Here is an 18,638-nt window from a genome sequence, read left to right as displayed (position 1 = left end):
GCGTGGGCGGCTTGCTATTCCCGCCCCAGGTCTTTTGCGAATTGCCTAGGTCTTTTGCGAATTGAGCTTGGCGCCGTCGTCGTCCTTGTCCATGTCCTTGACGATATCCATGAAGCTGCGCAGGAAGCGCTCCATGTAGCCCATCGTCTTGTTGAAATCCTCCTCGCTGGGCAAAGTCGATTCGAAACGGGCGGCAAGCGAATTTTCGAGCTTGGCGACGCGTTCGTCGAGCGCCTTCACCGAACTTTGCAGCCGGTCGACCTCATCTTGTAGGGCGGCACGTTCGTCGGCCGCCGTCTTGCAGACGAGCTGGCCGGAGCGTTCCTCGCAGAGCGACATGGCGCCGGTTTGCGTATCCATGCGGACATAGCCATTGGCCGATTTCTCCAACCGGTAGCGATCGGCTTCCTCGGAAAAGGCCGACGCCGCGACAAGCGACACCAGTGCTGCGGGGATCAAGACGTGTTTCAGACGCATGTTTTCCTCCATGAGCCAGTCAGCGCAATCTATCACAGTTTGCGCCTGAAATGGGGATGAACCTGAAATGGGGAAGAACACGGGCCTGCCCTTCCCCGCGTGGTCGGTTCGGACTATAGCGCAACGATGTCCGAGATCATCTACAAGATAGTTCCCGAGGCGCTGTGGCGCGAGGCTGAAAGAGAAGGCGGCTTCACCGGCGCGCCGATCGACGTCGCCGACGGCTTCATCCATTTGTCTACCGCCGGGCAGGTTCGGGAAACGGCGGTCAAACATTTCGCCGGCCAAAGCCGGTTGCTGCTGGTCGCCGTCGATAGCGGGCGCCTCGGCGATGCGCTGAAATATGAGGTCTCGCGCGGCGGCGCCCTGTTCCCGCATCTCTATGGCGGGCTCGGCCTCGATGCGGTCGTTTCGGTGCAGGCATTGCCGCTCGGCGTTGACGGCCGGCATGAATTCCCGGCGCTGGAGGCCGAATGAGCGCGTTCGACCGGATCGGCCAGAAACTGCTGTTCACGCTCGATCCGGAAACCGCGCATGGACTGTCGATCGCCGCGCTGAGATGCGGGCTGCCGGTCGCCGGTCGTCCGCCGCAGGACAACAGGTTAAAGATCAGCCGTTGCGGGCTCGATTTCCCGAACCCGCTCGGCATGGCCGCGGGTTACGACAAGAATGCCGAAGTGCCGGACGCGCTGCTCGGCCTCGGCTTCGGCTTCGCCGAGGTCGGCACGATCACGCCGCTGCCGCAGACGGGCAATCCAAAGCCACGCATCTTCCGGCTGCCTTCGGAGGGGGCGGTGATCAATCGGCTGGGCTTCAACAATGAGGGCCACGCCGCCGCGGAGAAGCGCCTTGCCGCCCGCAAGGGCCGCCCCGGCATCGTCGGGATCAACATCGGCGCCAACAAGGACAGCGCCGACCGCGTCAGTGATTATGAGCGCGGCGTGATCCGGTTCGCGCGATATGCCGGCTATCTGACGATCAATATCTCCTCGCCGAACACGCCGGGCCTGCGCAACATGCAGGCGCGCGACCAGCTTGGAGAGCTCCTGTCGCGGGTCATGGCTGCGCGTGCGGCGACACCGGCAAAACCGCCCGTCTTCCTCAAGATCGCTCCGGACCTGGTCGAGCCCGAGCTTGAGGACATCGCCGCCGAGATCACCGACAAGCAAATGGACGGCGTCATCGTCTCCAACACCACGATCGCGCGAGCCGGCCTGAGCAGCGCCGGCTTTGCCGGCGAGACCGGCGGGCTTTCGGGGAAACCCTTGTTCGAACGCTCGACGATCATGCTGGCTAAGATGCGAAAACTGCTTGGCCCGGATCCCACCATCATCGGCGTCGGCGGCGTCGATTCCGCCGAGACGGCGCTGGAAAAGATCCGTGCCGGCGCCGACCTCGTGCAGCTCTACACCGGCATGATCTATGCCGGGCCTGCGCTGCCGGGGCGTATTCTTTCCGGCATGGTCCGTTTCATGGACAGTCAACGGCTGAAGTCGCTGCGCGAGCTTCGCGACAGCCGCCTCGATCAATGGGCGGCGAAACCGCTTTAGCGTTCAGTTAAAGGCTGTGCGCACCCGCAGCCGCAATATGGCGAGCAGGCTGAAGCCGCGTACCAGCAGGAAGACATGCAACGCCGCCCACAGGCCGTGATTGCCGAAGGCCGGCGCCAGGATCACCAGCGCGGCGCTGAACGCCAGGAATGACAACAGCATCATGTTGCGCATGTCGCGCGACCATGTTGCGCCGATGAAGACACCGTCCATCTGGAAAGCCAGCACGCCGCTGAGCGCGGTGAACGCCGCCCAGGGCAGGTAGATGTTGGCAATGGCGCGGACGTCCGTCGAGGTTGTGATCAGGGCGACGAGATCGGTGCCCTCCAGCAGGAAGAAGAGCGTCGCCGCGCCCGCCAGCCCGAGCCCCCAAAGCAGCGTTAGCCGCACCGCCTGGTTAAAGGCGGTGGCGGCGCGCGCTCCGATGGCGCGGCCGGCGAGCTGCTCGGCGGCTGTGGCGAAACCATCGAGGAAATAGCCGGCAACCAGGAAGAGGTTCATCAGCACGGCGTTGGCGGCCAGCGTCAGCGTGCCGAACTGCGCGCCTTGGCGCGTGAACAGCGCAAAGGCGGCGAGCAGCGAAAAGGAGCGGATCATGATATCGCGATTGAGCGACATCATGCGCAGGAATGCCGGCAAATCGAGGACGCGGTGGCGCGGCAGCCTGGGCGCCGCCCAGAAGCGCCGGCCGACGATGGCGAGACCCAGCAGCATGGCGACGAATTCGCCGGTGAGCGTCGCCCAGGCGACGCCGGCGACGCCCCAGCCGAGCTCCAGGCCAAGCAGGAAGCAGAGGGCGATGTTGATGCCGTTCAGTATCAACTGCAGCATCAGCCCGAGCCCGCCCTCGCCGCGCCCAAGCACGTAACCAAGGATGGCGTAATTGATCAGCGAGAACGGTGCTGCGAGCATCCTGATGCGGATATAGACGTCCATCGCCGCGCTGACGCGCGGCTCGGCGCCTATGAACCGTTGCCCGGCGGTGGAGACCAGCGGCGCAAGCGCGGCAAGCACGACGCCGGCGACGACCGCGATCAGCACGGCGCGCCAGAACACCGCCTGCTCCTCCAGCGCATCGCCGCGCCCGAAGGCCTGGGCGACGAGGCCGGTGGTGCCGGAGCGCAGGAAATTGAAGGTGGTGAAAACGACGTCGAAGATCAGGGCGCCGGCCGCCAGGCCGCCGAGAAGGGCGGCGTCGCCGAACTGCCCAACCACCGCCGTGTCGACAATTCCGAGCAACGGTGTCGTCAGATAGGCAAGCGTCATCGGCACGGCGATGGCGAGCACCGAGCGGTTGGTGACGACAAAGGCCCTGGCTTCGGTGGCGTGGGCTTCCGTGGGTAAAGCCTGCTCCAAACGCGTGTTGCTTTCCGTTGCGGCTTGATCGGCCAGCCGATGTGCCCCAGTTTGCGGACCTCGCGCAACCATCCACCCCGTTATGGTCAACCGAAACCCGCCTCTGGCGCACCGGCCGCCCCATGCCCTTGCAGATCGTTCATCATCCCGACTACGACGCCGGCTTCGCCGTCAACCACCGCTTCCCGATGAGCAAATATCCGCTGCTGATGGACGCCTTGCGGGCACGCGGCCTGGCGCAGCCCGAAGCGCTCAACATGCCGGAGGCGGCGCGGCCATCATGGCTGAAGCTTGCCCACGCGGTCGACTATGTCGACCAGGTGCTTGCCTGCGAAGTGCCGGTGGCGATCGAGCGCGAGATCGGCTTTCCCGTGGGGCCGCGGGTTTCGCTGAGGGCGCAGCTCGCAACGGCCGGCACGGTGCTGGCAGCGCGGCTGGCGTTGCTGAGCGGCATCGCCTGCAACACCGCCGGCGGCAGCCATCATGCACGGCGCGCGCAAGGCGCCGGCTTCTGCACCTTCAACGACGTAGCCGTTGCCGCGCTGGTGCTGCTCGCCGAAGCTGCTGTCCAAAACATCCTGGTCGTCGACCTCGACGTGCATCAGGGCGACGGCACGGCGGATATCCTGAACGACGAGCCGCGCGTGTTTACCTTCTCCATGCATGGCGACCGCAACTACCCCGCGCGCAAGATCGCCTCCGATTTCGATGTCGCCCTGCCCGACGGCGCCGGCGATGCAGCCTATCTGGAGCGGCTGGACGCCATCCTGCCGGAGCTGTCGGCGCGAAGGCGCTGGGACCTCGTCTTCTACAATGCCGGCGTCGATGTCCATGTCGAGGACCGGCTCGGCAGGTTGTCGCTCACGGATGACGGGCTGCGCGCCCGCGACGATATGGTGATCCGCCATTTCCGCACGCTTGGCATACCGGTATGCGGCGTTATCGGCGGAGGCTATTCGACGGATGTCGCAGCACTTGCTGCACGGCACGCCATCCTGTTCGAGGTGGCGGCGGGCTACGCCTGAAAATTCACTTCCGGTAGTTAGCGATCCTGAGCAGGATGAAGGCCGGCACGACGATCGCGGCACCGAGCAGGATGTAGCCGAGAAAGCGGTCGATGGCGTGGAAGCCCAAATTCCACAGGTCGATGAAGAATTTGCGAATGCCATAAAGCACATCCATCGGCGACCAGCCGAAGGCATTCATGACCAGCCCGACGAGGAACGACACCACAAGCAGCTTCAGGATCACCCGGAGCGGCGTATCGCCGAGAAAGCGGTTCAGTGCGGACAAGCCTGTCTCCACGGTCGGGTGCCACGATTCGGCACATGCCCAGAAATACGCAGTTGGTCGCGCTGCATCAAGCCGCGCCCTCAAATCGGATTGCGCATCGGCGCCGGGCCATGATATCGGAGGAACCAGCGCGGGTATGATGTAATGGTAGCTTGTCAGCTTCCCAAGCTGAACGCGCGGGTTCGATTCCCGCTACCCGCTCCAGCTTTTGGCCCCGGTGCATTGCACTTGTTCTGGCCAAGCTGAAAACCAGCGGATTTATAGGCAGTTTTACAGCCCGGCTGGCCGTCTTTCATTTGTTTGGCCGATGTGCCAGTTCGTGGAATATCTCACATTGAGGGTCGGCGGGGCCTCGAATGACCCCAACCGGAAAGTCTACCCTTTGCCCGCTGGCTTCTGCTGGCGGGCTTTTTTGAGCATCAGGCAGTAGTGGCCGACGTGCATCGGCGCCGCTGCTGGCGGGCCTGTCCGGTCGTCTGGCCGGCCACGGGATGCGCCCGCTACCCGCTCCAACCCTCAGCCCACCTCTCGCAAAATAAAATCGTGCAGCATCTTGGCTGCCGGTGACAGCGCGCGGTTCTTCACCGTGATCAGGCTGTAGGGCCTGACCTCGATGTCGAATTCAGTCTGGACGACATCGATAGCGCCGGCCAGGCCTTCGGGGTTCTGGATGAACTTCGCGACCTGGATCGACACCGGCGCGATGGCGTCGGATTGCGCGACCATGACCAGAGTCAATAGCAGCGAGCTGGTGTTGAGGATGCGGTCCGGCAGCGCGATGTTTCGGTTCAGGAAATTACTCTCCATCGCCTGGCGCAGCGGCGAGCCGCCCGACTGGAAAACCCAGTCATAGGCGGCGGTGTCTTCCAGCCGCACCGCCTTGCCCTTGGTCAGCGGGTGGCCGCGGCGCACGATCAGGCAGGCTTTCTCGACGCCGATGACGCGCGCTTCGAACAGCCGCGGATTGAGGTCGTCGGGGATGCGGGCGATGATGAAATCGTGGCGCGAGGCGATCAGCTCGCGCGCCAGGACGTTCGAGGTCTCGACCTGCATGGTGATTTCGATGCGCGGATAAAGGCGCCGGATTTCGCGGATCGCCGGCACCGCCAGCTCGATCGCCGGTGCTGTCACCGCGCCCAGGAACACCGAGCCGCCTTTGCCCGCCTTGAGCTCGAAAATCTCGCGGTCGACCTCGCGCATCTCGAGCAGGATCGATCGCGCGCGCCGTGCCAACGCCTTGCCATAGGGTGTCAGCGTGATGCCGCGCGGCAGCCTTTCGCAGAGCTTGACGTCGAGCACGGCCTCCATCTCGGCGATCATGCGCGAGGCCGCCGGCTGCGAGATGTTCATGACCTGGGCCGCGGCGCTCACCCGGCCGTGCTCGTCGAGGGCTGCGATCATGCGCATGTGACGCAGGCTCAAGCCGCTGCGCAGCAAGGTTCCGCCATCACCCGGAATTTCATCGTAACTGGCTGATATTCCGTCAGGATTTCGCAGCGCCGCCATGATTCTTCCCTACTCTTACGCCCGGCGCCCCGGCAAAATCCGGCAGCGTCGTCACTAGCCTAAGCCATATCAGTCTCGATATAGCAACCATCAAAGATCGCATTTGACAGTTATGGCAAAGCGACACACCCTTCGCGCGTCCTGAGGCTTGACGGTCGGTGACGAGGGAAAACTCGTATCGATGAAACCAGAGTCTCGGGGCCGATTGGGAGGATACCGGAGATCGATTGACGGCAGCGGCGCGTTTGGCGCTCCTGCACGATTGCGCGGCCCACGAAACCCAAGGGTACGCGTCCATCAACCAGGGAGAGTTAATGTGAAGATTGTCAAGACACTGGCCGCCGTCGCGGCCCTAGGCATCGCGGCCATGACGCTGCCGGCGCAGGCGGGCGAAGGCCTGATCGGCGTGCTGATGCCCACCAAGACCTCGCAGCGCTGGATCAACGACGGCGACGCCGTCAAGTCCCAGCTCGAGGCTCTGGGCTACACTGTCGACCTGCAGTACGCGCAGGACGACATTCCGAACCAGCTCAGCCAGCTGGAAAACGAGATCACCAAGGGCCCGAAGGCGCTGATCATCGCTTCGATCGACGGCACCACGATGGGCGATGCGCTGCAGAAGGCGAATGACGCCGGCGTTGTCGTCGTCGCTTACGACCGCCTGATCAAGAAGACGCCAAATGTCGACTACTACACCACCTTCGACAATTTCGGCGTCGGCGTCATCCAGGCCAAATCGCTGCTCAAGGGTCTCGGTTATCCCGAGAAGAAGGGCCCGTTCAACATCGAGCTGTTCGGCGGTTCGCCGGACGACAACAATGCGTTCTTCTTCTATAACGGCGCCATGTCGGTTCTTCAGCCGCTGATCGACGACAAGACCCTCGTCGTGAAGTCCGGCCAGATGGGCATGGACAAGGTCGGCACGCTGCGCTGGTTGGCGGCAACCGCCCAGGCCCGCATGGACAATCTGCTCTCCGCCAACTACTCGGACGGCAGCCGCGTCGATGGCGTGCTCTCGCCCTATGACGGCCTGTCGCGCGGCATCATCGCTTCGCTGCGCGCCGTAGGCTACGGCACCGCCGATCAGCCATGGCCGATCGTCACCGGACAGGACGCCGAGACCGCTTCGGTCAAGGCGATCATCGCCGGCGAACAGTATTCGACCGTGTTCAAGGACACCCGCGAACTCGCCAAGGCGACGGTCGAACTCGTCGACAAGGTGCTCTCGGGCGGCAAGCCGGAAGGCCTCGACACCACGACCTACAACAACGACGTCAAGGTCGTTCCCTCGATCCTGTTGACACCGCACGACGTCGACAAGTCGAACTATCAGGCCCTGGTGGTCGACTCCGGCTACATCAAGGCCGAAGAGCTGAAGTAATCGCGGTTACAAAGCCTGGGGTCCTGCGCAGGCAGGGCCCCTTTTCGTTGGCGAGCCAGCCCGGTATTGTTTGCGGACCTCGCAGGAGTGGTATTCTCAATGGCATCGACGATTTTGGAGATGCGCGACATCACCAAGACGTTTCCCGGCGTCAAGGCGCTGTCGAACGTCAAGCTCATGGTCGAGGAAGGCGAGATCCATGCCGTGGTCGGCGAGAACGGCGCCGGCAAGTCGACGCTGATGAAGGTGCTGTCGGGTGTGTATCCGTCCGGCACCTATGACGGCCAGATCATCTATCGCGGCGATGAGTGCCATTTCAAAGGCATCCATGACAGCGAGCGCAAGGGCATCGTCATCATCCACCAGGAGCTTGCGCTGGTGCCGATGCTGTCGATCGCCGAAAACATCTTTCTCGGCAACGAGCACGCCAGATACGGCGTCATCGACTGGAATGCCAATGAGGCGCGCACCAGCGCCCTGCTCAAGAAGGTCGGCCTCAAGGAAGACCCCAACACGCTGATCACCAATATCGGCGTCGGCAAGCAGCAGCTGGTCGAGATCGCCAAGGCGCTCAGCAAGGAAGTGAAGTTGCTCATTCTCGACGAGCCGACCGCGAGCCTGTCCGAAAAGGACAGCCAGGCGCTGCTCGATCTGCTGCTCGAATTCAAGCGGCAAGGCATCACTTCGATCCTGATCTCGCACAAGCTCAACGAGGTGAACCGGGTCGCCGACAAGGTCACCATCATCCGTGACGGGCGGACCATCGAGACGCTGGCCAAGAAGGACATCTCGGAGGACCGCATCATTACCTCGATGGTCGGCCGTTCGCTCGACGACCGCTATCCGCCGCGCGAGCCGAAGATCGGCGAGACCGTTCTCGAAGTGAAAAACTGGTCGGTCTACCACCCCATCCATGCCGAGCGGCAGGTCATCAAGGGTATCAACCTCAACGCCCGCAAGGGCGAAGTGGTCGGCATTGCCGGGCTCATGGGCGCCGGCCGGACCGAGTTTGCCATGAGCCTGTTCGGCCGCTCCTATGGCCGTCGCATCACCGGCGAGGTGTTCCTCAACGGCAAGCCGATCGACGTCTCTTCGGTGAGCAAGGCGGTGGAACACGGCATCGCCTACGTTACCGAGGACCGCAAGACCTACGGTCTCAACTTGATCGACCACATCAAGCACAACATCACGCTGGCCAACCTGCCCGGCGTGTCGCGCCACGGCGTGATCGACGATTTGCGCGAGCTTTCGGTCGCCAACGATTATCGCGGCAGGACCAATATCCGCGCCTCGAGCGTCTACCAGATGACCGGCAACCTTTCTGGCGGCAATCAGCAGAAGGTGGTGCTGTCGAAATGGCTGTTCGCCAATCCGGAAGTGCTGATCCTCGACGAGCCGACACGCGGTATCGACGTCGGCGCCAAGTATGAAATCTATACGATCATCGCGCGTCTCGCCTCCGAGGGTAAGGCAATCATCGTCATCTCGTCGGAAATGCCCGAACTGCTCGGCATCACCGACCGCATCTACGTCATGAACGAAGGACGCATCGTCGGCGAAATGGCGGCAAGCGACGCCAGCCAGGAAAAGATAATGCGCGCCATCGTCCGCGGAGAAGGAAAAGCATCATGAGCACCGAAAGCGCTCCCGGGCCGCAGACCGGCGTTGCCCAGGATCTACAACAGGGACCTCGCATTGCCGTCTCGGCGCTGGTCACCAACCTGCGCGAATACGGGTTGGTGCTGGCGTTGATCGCAATCATGGTGTTCTTCCAGTTCACCACGTCCGGAACGCTGTTCAAGCCGGTGAACCTCAGCAATCTCGTGCAGCAGAACAGCTTCATCATCGTGATGGCGCTGGGCATGCTTCTGGTGATCGTTTCGGGTCACATCGATCTCAGCGTCGGCTCCGTCGCCGGCTTCATCGGCGCACTGGCGGCGATGATGATGGTCATCTGGCCGCTTGGCCCATTGAGCAATCCGCTGGTGGTGTCGATCATCTGCCTGATCGTCGGTGGTGCGATCGGCGCGGCACAAGGCTACTGGATTGCCTATCACCGAATACCGAGCTTTATCGTCACGCTGGCGGGCATGCTGATCTTCCGCGGCATCTGCCAGGCGCTGCTGGGTGGCGGGTCTTCCGTAGGGCCGCTTCCCGTCGGCTTCAAGGCGCTCAGTTCCGGCTTCATTCCGGACCTGATCGGCCCATTGACGCTGATACCGCCAACCGTGAACGCCGCCGGCAAAACCATTGTCGGCAGCGGCCTGACGCTGCACCTGACGACGATCGTGATCGGCCTCGTCGCCGTGCTCGCCTATGCCTATTTCGGGCTCAGGGCACGGCGCACCCGCGAAAAGCATGGCTACGAAGCCGAGCCCTTCTCGCTGTTCGTCGTCAAGACCCTGGTGATCAGCGCGCTGGCGCTGTTTCTCGTCTACCAATTCGCCACCTATAGGGGCCTCCCCATCGTTCTCATGGTGATGGGCGTGCTGATCGCGTTGTTCGTCTTCGTTACCAAACGCATGACGATCGGCCGTCGCATCTATGCGATGGGCGGCAATGCCAAGGCAGCCCAGCTATCGGGCATCAAGACCGAACGGCTGACGTTGATGGTGTTCGTCAATATGGGCGTGCTGTCGGCACTCGGCGGCCTGATTATCGCAGCGCGCCTGGGGCAGGCTGTGCCGGCGGCCGGCCTCGGCAGCGAGCTCGACGTCATCGCCGCGGTGTTCATCGGTGGCGCTTCGGCGATGGGCGGCGTCGGCCAGGTGATCGGCGCGGTGGTCGGCGGCTTCATCATGGGCGTCATGAACAACGGCATGTCGATCATGGGCGTCAATGTCGATTGGCAGCAGGTGGTCAAAGGCCTGGTGCTGCTCGGCGCCGTCGTCTTCGACGTCTACAATAAGAACAAGGCTTGAGAGGCAACCAGGAGGCATACGGGTCACATCGCGGCGCTGCCGGGCGGCGCAAAGAAGTCCCCCCGAGGGACCTGATCCGCGAGCGCAATCCGGACGAAGAATTTCAACCGAGGCGCGGACAGGGTCCGGGCCGCGCGGGGCAGGGTTTGCCGAGAAAGGGCAGGCCAGCCCACAATTCAGAGAGGGTTACCATGCTGATCTCACAAATCCTCGACGACGCCGAGACGATCCGCGTCGTTGCCCGCAACGGCGGCAAGACCCGCGTCATCAACGGCGCCCGCAGCGTCTATTCGCTGGCGATGGAAGCCGCGCGTACCGGCAGCGGGCTTGTCGCCCTGATCGAGCGCAAGGGCTTCGGCGAAACCGTCGATCTCGACGCAGCCTACAAGAAGGGCCGGCTGCTGTCGCCGATCAACCATCCCGATCCGGCGCATCTCCATCTCACCGGCACCGGGCTGACGCATCTCGGCTCCGCCGCGACCCGCGATTCCATGCACAAGAAGCTCAGCACGGACGGCGAGGAACAGCTGACCGATTCCATGAAGATGTTCCGCATGGGGCTTGAGGGCGGCAAGCCGGCGAAAGGCCAGACCGGCGTGCAGCCGGAATGGTTCTACAAGGGCAACGGCACCATGGCAGTAGCGCCCGGGGCGGCGCTTATGTCGCCCGCCTTCGCTCAGGATGCCGGCGAGGAGCCGGAAATTGCCGGCATCTATGTGATCGGTGACGACGGCGCCCCGTTCCGTGTCGGCTTCACCCTGTCGAACGAGTTTTCCGACCACGTCACCGAGCGTGTGAACTACCTCTTCCTCGCCCATTCCAAGCTGCGCAACGCCTCGTTCGGGCCGGAGATCCTGATCGGCGACCTGCCGTCCGACATCCGCGGCGCTTCACGCATCCTGCGCGACGGCAAGCTGCTTTGGGAAAAGCCGTTCCTGTCGGGCGAGGCGAACATGTCGCACACCATTGGCAATCTCGAGCATCACCACTTCAAATACTCGGCCTTCCGCCAGCCGGGCGACGTGCATGTGCACATGTTCGGCACGGCGACGCTGTCCTTCGCCGACGGCATCAGGACCGAGGCCGGCGACGTATTCGAAATCGAGGCGCAGGATTTCGGCCTGCCTCTGCGCAACCCGCTTGAAATCGAGCAGCCGGTGAAGGTGGCGGTGAAGGCGTTGTAAACTGGTGACATAATTCAGGGGCGAGAAATGAACGGCCTGCGGATTGGCACCGTGTTCGTAAGTTTAGTCCTGTTCCTCGCCTATTTCTCCCCAGCGGCTTACAGCGCCGGACAATGCAGCGCAAAATCCTATCGCGAGGCCCGGATGTCGATGACTAACCGGCTTCTGGCCACCGGCTATTCGAAATCGCAAGTGAGCTTTCTGATGCGCAACGCGGATCGCATGACGTCCGCACTCCGCGCTGACAGACTGAACGACAATGGCAGAGCCTGCGGTGTCGACTCCGCCAGAGCCCATGTGCTGGGATGTATCGACAAGCAGTTGTTCCCCTTGCAGTCCACCTCAAGCGCCTCACTTGACGACGAGAAGCAAACCAGAGGATTTTGGGGGAAGAAGCGATTGGCAGTGCGAGAACTGCTCTTTGTCGGTCAGTTTCATGGCTGCCTTGGCGCCGCGAAAGAATATCTGTTTCGCGGCTGACGGCTTGCGAACAACCTCAGCGCGCGGCGCGGAAATGCTTGGACAATTTCAGACCCTGCGCCTGATAGTTCGAGCCTAGATCTGTTCCGTAGAGTGCCTGCGGCCGTTTCAGCATGTGCTCGTAGACCAACCGTCCGACGATCTGGCCGTGGTCGAGGATGAACGGCACTTCGTGGCTACGCACCTCGAGCACCGCCCGGCTGCCGGTGCCGCCCGACGCCGAATGGCCGAAACCCGGGTCGAAGAAACCGGCATAATGGACGCGGAACTCGCCGACCAGCGGATCGAAGGGCGTCATTTCGGCCGCGTAGAGCGGCGGCACATGCACCGCCTCGCGCGACACCAGGATATAGAATTCGTCCGGATCGAGCACCAGCTCGCCGGCACCGCTCTTGTAGAGCGGCTCCCAGAAATCGACGACATCCTGCGCGGCGCGCTTGTCGACGTCGACCAGGCCGGTGTGGTGCTTGCCGCGATAGCCGACCAGCCCGTCCTTGTCGCCGTCGAGGTCGATCGATAGCGCGATGCCCCCGCCTGAGATGTTGGGTGGTTCGGTGGCGACCAACATTTCGGCGCGGTGCAACTCGTGCAGCTCGTTTTCCGACAAGAGCGCATTGCCGGTGCGGAACCTGATCTGCGACAGCCGCGAGCCGGTCCGCACGACGATCGGGAAAGTGCGCGGGCTGACCTCCAGATAGAGCGGGCCTTCATAGCCGGCGGCGATCTTGTCGAACTCGTGGCCACGGTCGGTCATTACCCGGGTGAAGATATCGAGCCGTCCGGTCGAGCTTTTCGGGTTGGCGGAGGCGGAAATATGCGCGGGCAGCGCCAGGCTTTCGAGCAGCGGCACGATGTAGACGCAGCCGGTTTCCAGCACGGCACCTTCGGCGAGGTTGATCTCGTGCAGCTTCAGCCGGTCGAGCTTGTCGACAACCCTGTAGTCCGGGCCGGGCAAGAAGGAAGCACGCACCCGCCAGGCCTTGTCGCCGAGCCTGAGGTCAAGGCTGGCCGGCTGGATCTGATCGGCATCGAGCGTGCGCGGCGATTTCAGCGCGCCCGTCTGGAACAGCGCGGAAATATCCTGATCGGGAAGAATGCCTGTCTGCCGCAAGGGTCTGGCTCCGTTCGAACGCCGGGCGAGGTCTTGTTCTGTCGCAGGTCCGACCGTGGACGCCTTTGGCACCTGCTTGGTACAACCCTCTTAATCATGCCGGCAATTGACGCAAGCGTGGCGCGGGTCTAAAGCTCGTTATCCCGTGGTGATTTGGCCGGTCGGCTTGCAGCCACGTTAAACAAGTCGCTAAAGGACCGTCGGGCCGCAAGGCCATATGGACCGGTTGCGACTTTCGCGACCGGTTTTTTGTTGTTTGGACCAATTTTGGTGTTGGATGGAATGATGACCAAGAAGCGCGACTGGAAGCCTCAGACCGCACTCGTGCATGCCGGGACGCTGCGTTCCGGCTTCGGCGAGACCTCCGAGGCGATGTATCTCACCCAAGGCTATGTCTACGAGACAGCGCAAGCGGCGGAGGCCCGCTTCAAGGGCGAGGAGCCGGGCTTCATCTATTCGCGCTATGCCAATCCGACGGTCGACATGTTTGAGAAACGCATGTGCGCGCTGGAAGGAGCCGAGGACGCGCGCGCCACGGCATCCGGCATGGCGGCGGTGACGGCAGCACTGCTGTGCAGCGCCAAGGCGGGCGACCATATCGTCGCGGCGCGCGCGCTGTTCGGCTCCTGCCGCTGGGTGGTCGAGACGCTGGCGCCGAAATACGGCATTGAGGCAACGCTGGTCGACGGCACCGACATCGCCAATTGGGAAAAGGCGGTCAAGCCCAACACCAAACTGTTTTTCCTGGAAAGCCCTACCAATCCAACGCTGGAGGTAGTCGACATTGCCGCCGTCGCGGCACTTGCCAATTCGATCGGCGCCAGGCTGATCGTCGACAATGTCTTCGCTACGCCCTTGCAGCAGAAACCCCTGCAGCTCGGCGCCCACATCGTCGTCTATTCGGCCACGAAGCATATTGACGGCCAGGGGCGCTGTCTTGGCGGCATCGTTCTGTCGGACAAGAAATGGATCGACGAGAACCTGCATGACTATTTCCGCCACACCGGCCCAAGCCTCTCGCCCTTCAATGCCTGGACGCTGCTGAAAGGCCTGGAGACGCTGCCGCTACGCGTACGCCAGCAGACGGAAAGTGCCGGCCGCATCGCGGATTTCCTGGCCGAGCGCCCGCAAATCGCCCGCGTCATCTATCCCGGCCGCGCCGACCACCCGCAAGCGGCCGTGGTCCAGAAGCAGATGTCGGGCGGCTCGACGCTGATTTGCCTCGATGTGAAGGGCGGCAAGCAGGCGGCCTTTGCCTTCCAGAACGCACTCGACGTCGTGCTGATTTCCAACAATCTCGGCGACGCCAAGAGCCTGATCACCCATCCGGCGACGACCACACACAAGAACCTGACCGATGAAGCCCGCGCCGAGCTCGGCATCGGACCGGGAACGCTCAGGCTGTCAGTCGGCCTTGAGGACGCCGACGACCTGCTCGAAGACATCGAGCAGGCACTGAGAGTTGCCGGATAAGGGCTGGCCGAACAGAGGCGAGCGGGGACGCGCCGATCAGGCGCCGGACGGGGTCTCTTCCAGCTCCGCGACGGCCTTGGTCTGGATAGTCATCACATTGCCGCGCCAGTCGACGGCGCCGCTCAGCCATCCGCGCGCCCAAATGGCGGGAAGCATCAGGTCTCGCGCCATCATCGCCAGGATGGTGCGCAGCGACAGGTGCCATCCCTTGGCCGAGGCCAAGGCGCATTCCGGCAGGTAGGCCGCGACCAGCACGGCGATGGCGGTTGCCGGCAGGCTGACGCCGGCGTCAGCCGCCGCGATCAGCGCAAGCACCAGCGGCGGCGCTGCGCCGATCAGGATCTCGGGGGCGAAGAACAGCGCGAAGGTGACGCGGCGCAGCCGCGCCCAGCGCGCCTGCCGCGACCAGATCTCGCCAAACGTGCGCCGGCCGAGCGGCTGTTCGAAGGGCGAGGCGACAAGATTGACCCGCAGTCCGAACCCGTTGACCAGCTTGGTCGCGGCGGCGTCTTCGGCGATCTCGGCAGCAAGCGCGCAGATGCCGCCATTGGCGTCGAGCATCGGCTTATTCCACAACATGCTCTTGCCCTGCGCGAAGCCGAGGCCGAGCGCCTCTCCGGCGTACTGCCAGCGTGCCTGCAGCGTGTTGAGAAAGGCGCATTCGACCTCCCCCCAGAAGCCGTCCGGCCGCGAGCCGATCGGCGTCGAGCAGACGAGGCCAGTGTCGTGCCGCCACGCCGCCATCAGGTGCTGGACGTAATCGCTCGGCATAAGCACGTTGGAATCGGCAAGGATGACCCAGCTATAATGCGCCGCTTCCCAACCCTTCACGCAATTGTTGAGTTTTGGATTGCCGCTGATGCGGTCGTCACCGACTAGAAGGCGGGCGCGAATAGCTGGAAAGCGCGCCATTGCGGCGGTGATCGGCTTGACCACCGGGTCGTCGGCATGGGCAACGCAGAAGATGAGTTCGTAGCGCGGCCAGTCGAGTGAGAAGGCGCGCTCCAGCGTCTCTTCGGCAAACGGCTCGACGCCGCGCGCCGGGATGACGATCGATACCGGCGGCGCGTTGGCCGCGGGCGGTGCGATCCTGCCTGGTCGCTTCAGCTTCAGCGAAGCTAACAGGATGCTGGCGAGATTTGAAAGAAGGAGGGCTATGGAAAGGAGGGCGGCTGCGAATGTCGGTTCCATCGAGATCTGGTCACTCCAGAAGTGCCGGCCGCATGACGGCCGTTTTCAACAATTCGACAGAACGCTGAGTCGCCCGGCACAAGCCTGCACACCATCATTGTCATGTGTCACTTAAATGACATTGTTTTTCGGCACCTGCGCTCGAGTCGGGCAAGGAGATGACGCGCATCGTTGATCAAACTGCGCTGAGCGTCGAAGTTCCATCTACATTGCTTTGGAGCAGTTTATGTACAGCGCCGTCACCCGCAACATCGAAGTGCAGGTCAGGCCGTTCTATCTGGAGGATCACTCCGACCCGCCGCAAAACCGCTATGTCTGGGGATATCAGGTGACCATCGACAATCAGTCGGATGAGTTCGTGCAGCTTCTGTCGCGCTACTGGCACATTACCGACGGCACCGGCAAGGTCGAGGAAGTGCGCGGCCCCGGGGTCGTCGGCGAGCAACCCGGACTCAACCCCGGCGACAGCTATCAGTATACGTCTGGATGCCCGCTCTCGACGCCGTCCGGCATCATGGTCGGGCACTACACCATGCGCAACAAGCGGGGCGAGACGTTCGACGTCGCCATCCCCGCCTTCTCGCTCGACTTGCCGGGAATGCGGCGCACCGTCAATTGACGGCCGTCATCCGGCCGCTGCAAACTCCGCCGGGTCGAAGTCATATTGCTTCGAGCAGAATTCGCAGGCGACGTGAATGCTGCCATCCTCGGTGCTGTCCCTGATCTCCTCGGCGGAAAAGCCTTCGAGGATGCCGTGGATCTTCTCCCTCGAGCATGAGCACTGGTCGGCGACCGGCACCCCGCCGAACACGCGGACGCCATGCTCGTGGAAAAGCCGGTAAAGCAGCCGTTCGGCGCCGATCGTCGGATCGATCAGCTCGGTCGGTTCAATAGTACCAACCAGCGCCAGCAGCTCCTGCCAGGAATTGTCGGTCGGGTCGTGGATTTCCTCACGCGGATCGCCGTCGCCACCGGGAAGGTCGGGTACGCGCATGCGCTCCGCCGACTGCGGCAGGAATTGTGCCAGCAGGCCACCGGCCCGCCATTGCTCGCGGGCACCGCCGACGCCGGGCGTCAGAAGCTTGGCAACCGAAAGCCGGAGGTCGGTCGGAATCTGCTCCGACTGGCGGAAATAAGTGCGTGCGGCATCTTCCAGTGTGACGCCGTCGAGCTGGACGATGCCCTGGTAGCGTTGTGTGTGAGCGCCCTGGTCGATGGTCAGCGCCAGGACGCCGCTGCCGAGCAGCGTCTGCGGTGACGTCTCGCCGGCAGAAGTCAAAGCCTGCAGCCGGTCGGCATCGAAGCGGGCATAAGCGCGCAGCGCGTGCGGCGTGGAGAAATCCGCGACCAGCATGTCGACCGGCCCGTCGGTGCGGGTCTGCAGAATGAACTTGCCCTCGAACTTCAGCGAAGTTCCGAGCAATACCGTCAACACACAGGCTTCAGCCAGGAGCCGGGCGACCGGCTCGGGATAGTCGTGGCGGCTGAGAATAGCATCGAGCATCGGCCCGAGCTGGACGGTGCGACCGCGCACGTCGAGCGGGCCGACCTCGAACGGCACGACATGGTCGTCGCCGGCGTAGCCGAATTCGCCGAGCTTGGGTTTATGTTCAGCCAATTGATGAGTTTCCAACATGACAAAGCTCCGGGGCGCGGCGATGCCGCCCTCCGGGGCGCATGCGACGAGACGCGCTCGATTTGCGTGATGCGCCTGAGATAGGCACCACCAACTCCCGGATCAAGGCGGCCCAGATCAAGGCGGCGCAGATCAGGCCGGCCCGGATCACCGCGGCTCGTATCAAGCGCCCAGGCACCAGGCCAAGACCGCCTTCTGGGCATGGAGCCGGTTCTCGGCCTCATCGAACACCACCGAATGCGGTCCGTCGATGACCTCGTCGGTAACCTCCTCACCGCGATGCGCCGGTAGACAGTGCATGAACAGCGCGTCCGGCTTGGCTTTCGCCATCAGTGCCGCATTGACCTGATAGGGCAGGAAGACATTGTGGCCGCGGGCACGGTGCTCCTGGCCCATCGACACCCAGCAGTCGGTGACGATGCAGTCGGCCTCGTGAACGGCCTCCTCGGGCGAACGGCTGAATTTCAGCTTGCCGCCATTGGCTTTCGACCAGTCGACATGCTTCTGGGCCGGTTCGCTGCCCTCGGGCACGGCGACGTTCAGCTTGAAATGGAACCGCGCGGATGCCTCCAGCAGCGAATGCAGCACGTTGTTGCCGTCGCCGGTCCAGGCGATCGTTTTACCGGCCACCGGACCGCGGTGCTCTTCGAAGGTCATGATGTCGGCCATCAGCTGGCAGGGATGGGTCTCGTCGGTCAGCCCGTTGATGACGGGGACCGTAGCGTTTTCCGTCAGTTCCAGCAGCCGGTCATGCGAGGTGGTGCGGATCATGATGGCATCGACATAGCGCGACAGCACCTTGGCCGTGTCGGCAATGGTCTCCGAGCGGCCAAGCTGCATCTCGGTGCCGGTCAGCATGATCGTCTCGCCACCCAACTGCCGCATACCGACGTCGAACGACACGCGCGTGCGCGTCGACGGCTTGTCGAAGATCATCGCCAGCACCTTGCCTTCGAGCGGCTTGCTGCGTTCGCCGGCCTTGAGCCTTGCCTTTCGCACCGCTGCGTCGTCGAGCATGAAGCGCAGATCGCCTTCGGAAACGGCGGAAAGATCGGTGAAATGGCGAAGGGACATCAGAA

General features: G+C 63.2%; 18 protein-coding genes, 1 tRNA gene and 1 riboswitch. Of the genes, 11 read left to right on the top strand and 8 right to left on the bottom strand.

Annotation, left to right across the window (positions count from 1 at the left end; all coding sequences use genetic code 11):
• Positions 1 to 45 precede the first annotated feature (45 nt).
• Positions 46 to 477 (bottom strand): hypothetical protein, encoded by a 432-nt coding sequence (locus NKI70_RS22925; protein WP_023677367.1) that lies wholly within the window; start codon positions 475 to 477, stop codon positions 46 to 48.
• A gap of 126 nt (positions 478 to 603) precedes the next feature.
• Between NKI70_RS22925 and NKI70_RS22920 the strand changes: the two genes are divergently transcribed.
• Both NKI70_RS22920 and NKI70_RS22915 read left to right on the top strand, forming a co-directional pair.
• The gene (locus tag NKI70_RS22920; RefSeq protein ID WP_352698129.1) at positions 604 to 954 is read left to right on the top strand and encodes a DUF952 domain-containing protein; all 351 of its coding nucleotides are present in this window, start codon (positions 604 to 606) and stop codon (positions 952 to 954) included.
• Positions 951 to 2,027, top strand: coding sequence for a quinone-dependent dihydroorotate dehydrogenase (locus tag NKI70_RS22915; protein ID WP_352698130.1), 1,077 nt, complete (start codon positions 951 to 953; stop codon positions 2,025 to 2,027). The genes NKI70_RS22920 and NKI70_RS22915 overlap by 4 nt, the downstream gene beginning before the upstream one ends.
• A 3-nt stretch (positions 2,028 to 2,030) precedes the next feature.
• On the opposite strand, the gene NKI70_RS22910 is transcribed toward NKI70_RS22915, so the two are convergent.
• Positions 2,031 to 3,455, bottom strand: coding sequence for an MATE family efflux transporter (locus tag NKI70_RS22910; RefSeq protein WP_352698256.1), 1,425 nt, complete (start codon positions 3,453 to 3,455; stop codon positions 2,031 to 2,033).
• A 50-nt stretch (positions 3,456 to 3,505) separates the two neighbouring features.
• Between NKI70_RS22910 and NKI70_RS22905 the strand changes: the two genes are divergently transcribed.
• Complete coding sequence (locus NKI70_RS22905) at positions 3,506 to 4,408, top strand: histone deacetylase family protein (RefSeq protein WP_352698132.1); 903 nt, start codon at positions 3,506 to 3,508, stop codon at positions 4,406 to 4,408.
• A 4-nt stretch (positions 4,409 to 4,412) separates the two neighbouring features.
• On the opposite strand, the gene NKI70_RS22900 is transcribed toward NKI70_RS22905, so the two are convergent.
• Positions 4,413 to 4,676 (bottom strand): DUF6460 domain-containing protein, encoded by a 264-nt coding sequence (locus NKI70_RS22900; protein WP_023677362.1) that lies wholly within the window; start codon positions 4,674 to 4,676, stop codon positions 4,413 to 4,415.
• A 130-nt stretch (positions 4,677 to 4,806) separates the two neighbouring features.
• Here NKI70_RS22900 and NKI70_RS22895 point away from each other — a divergent pair.
• A tRNA-Gly gene (locus tag NKI70_RS22895) sits at positions 4,807 to 4,880 on the top strand.
• Positions 4,881 to 5,192: 312 nt separating this feature from the next.
• Here NKI70_RS22895 and NKI70_RS22890 read toward each other — a convergent pair.
• Entirely contained in the window at positions 5,193 to 6,182 is a 990-nt protein-coding gene (locus NKI70_RS22890; RefSeq protein ID WP_352448650.1) for a LysR family transcriptional regulator, read from the bottom strand.
• Positions 6,183 to 6,498: 316 nt separating this feature from the next.
• Here NKI70_RS22890 and chvE point away from each other — a divergent pair, with 316 nt between their 5' ends.
• The 5 genes from chvE (at position 6,499) to NKI70_RS22865 (ending at position 12,148) form a co-directional block, all read left to right on the top strand.
• Positions 6,499 to 7,563 carry a multiple monosaccharide ABC transporter substrate-binding protein gene (chvE, locus tag NKI70_RS22885; protein ID WP_023677360.1) on the top strand — a complete coding sequence of 355 codons (1,065 nt, stop codon included), beginning with the start codon at positions 6,499 to 6,501 and terminating at the stop codon, positions 7,561 to 7,563.
• 99 nt (positions 7,564 to 7,662) lie between these two features.
• The gene (gene mmsA, locus NKI70_RS22880; protein ID WP_023677359.1) at positions 7,663 to 9,195 is read left to right on the top strand and encodes a multiple monosaccharide ABC transporter ATP-binding protein; all 1,533 of its coding nucleotides are present in this window, start codon (positions 7,663 to 7,665) and stop codon (positions 9,193 to 9,195) included.
• A complete protein-coding gene (gene mmsB / locus NKI70_RS22875; RefSeq protein ID WP_352576990.1) occupies positions 9,192 to 10,484 on the top strand; it encodes a multiple monosaccharide ABC transporter permease in 1,293 nt (430 codons plus the stop codon). The genes mmsA and mmsB overlap by 4 nt, the downstream gene beginning before the upstream one ends.
• A 191-nt stretch (positions 10,485 to 10,675) precedes the next feature.
• Complete coding sequence (gene araD1 / locus NKI70_RS22870; protein ID WP_292659523.1) at positions 10,676 to 11,668, top strand: AraD1 family protein; 993 nt, start codon at positions 10,676 to 10,678, stop codon at positions 11,666 to 11,668.
• Positions 11,669 to 11,695: 27 nt separating this feature from the next.
• On the top strand, positions 11,696 to 12,148 hold the full coding sequence (locus tag NKI70_RS22865; RefSeq protein WP_352698135.1) for a hypothetical protein: 453 nt from the start codon (positions 11,696 to 11,698) through the stop codon (positions 12,146 to 12,148).
• Between the two features lie 16 nt (positions 12,149 to 12,164).
• Here NKI70_RS22865 and NKI70_RS22860 read toward each other — a convergent pair whose 3' ends face one another.
• Positions 12,165 to 13,259 (bottom strand): 2'-deoxycytidine 5'-triphosphate deaminase, encoded by a 1,095-nt coding sequence (locus NKI70_RS22860; RefSeq protein ID WP_352698137.1) that lies wholly within the window; start codon positions 13,257 to 13,259, stop codon positions 12,165 to 12,167.
• 135 nt (positions 13,260 to 13,394) lie between these two features.
• Positions 13,395 to 13,472: riboswitch (SAM riboswitch) on the top strand.
• Positions 13,473 to 13,541: 69 nt separating this feature from the next.
• On the opposite strand from NKI70_RS22860, the gene NKI70_RS22855 reads away from it, so the two are divergent.
• The gene (locus NKI70_RS22855) at positions 13,542 to 14,732 is read left to right on the top strand and encodes an O-succinylhomoserine sulfhydrylase (protein WP_352457731.1); all 1,191 of its coding nucleotides are present in this window, start codon (positions 13,542 to 13,544) and stop codon (positions 14,730 to 14,732) included.
• A gap of 36 nt (positions 14,733 to 14,768) precedes the next feature.
• Here NKI70_RS22855 and NKI70_RS22850 read toward each other — a convergent pair whose 3' ends face one another.
• Positions 14,769 to 15,923 carry a glycosyltransferase gene (locus NKI70_RS22850; RefSeq protein WP_352621865.1) on the bottom strand — a complete coding sequence of 385 codons (1,155 nt, stop codon included), beginning with the start codon at positions 15,921 to 15,923 and terminating at the stop codon, positions 14,769 to 14,771.
• Between the two features lie 226 nt (positions 15,924 to 16,149).
• Here NKI70_RS22850 and apaG point away from each other — a divergent pair, with 226 nt between their 5' ends.
• Positions 16,150 to 16,542 (top strand): Co2+/Mg2+ efflux facilitator ApaG/CorD, encoded by a 393-nt coding sequence (apaG, locus tag NKI70_RS22845; protein WP_023677352.1) that lies wholly within the window; start codon positions 16,150 to 16,152, stop codon positions 16,540 to 16,542.
• A gap of 6 nt (positions 16,543 to 16,548) precedes the next feature.
• Here apaG and NKI70_RS22840 read toward each other — a convergent pair whose 3' ends face one another.
• Both NKI70_RS22840 and argF read right to left on the bottom strand, forming a co-directional pair.
• A complete protein-coding gene (locus NKI70_RS22840) occupies positions 16,549 to 17,559 on the bottom strand; it encodes an Hsp33 family molecular chaperone (protein WP_023677351.1) in 1,011 nt (336 codons plus the stop codon).
• Between the two features lie 162 nt (positions 17,560 to 17,721).
• On the bottom strand, positions 17,722 to 18,633 hold the full coding sequence (gene argF, locus NKI70_RS22835; RefSeq protein ID WP_031211966.1) for an ornithine carbamoyltransferase: 912 nt from the start codon (positions 18,631 to 18,633) through the stop codon (positions 17,722 to 17,724).
• Positions 18,634 to 18,638: the final 5 nt, after the last annotated feature.

It is taken from the genome of Mesorhizobium sp. M0500, assembly GCF_040321165.1.
Taxonomy (GTDB): Bacteria; Pseudomonadota; Alphaproteobacteria; order Rhizobiales; family Rhizobiaceae; genus Mesorhizobium.
This window is presented reverse-complemented; position numbering and strand designations above follow the sequence as displayed.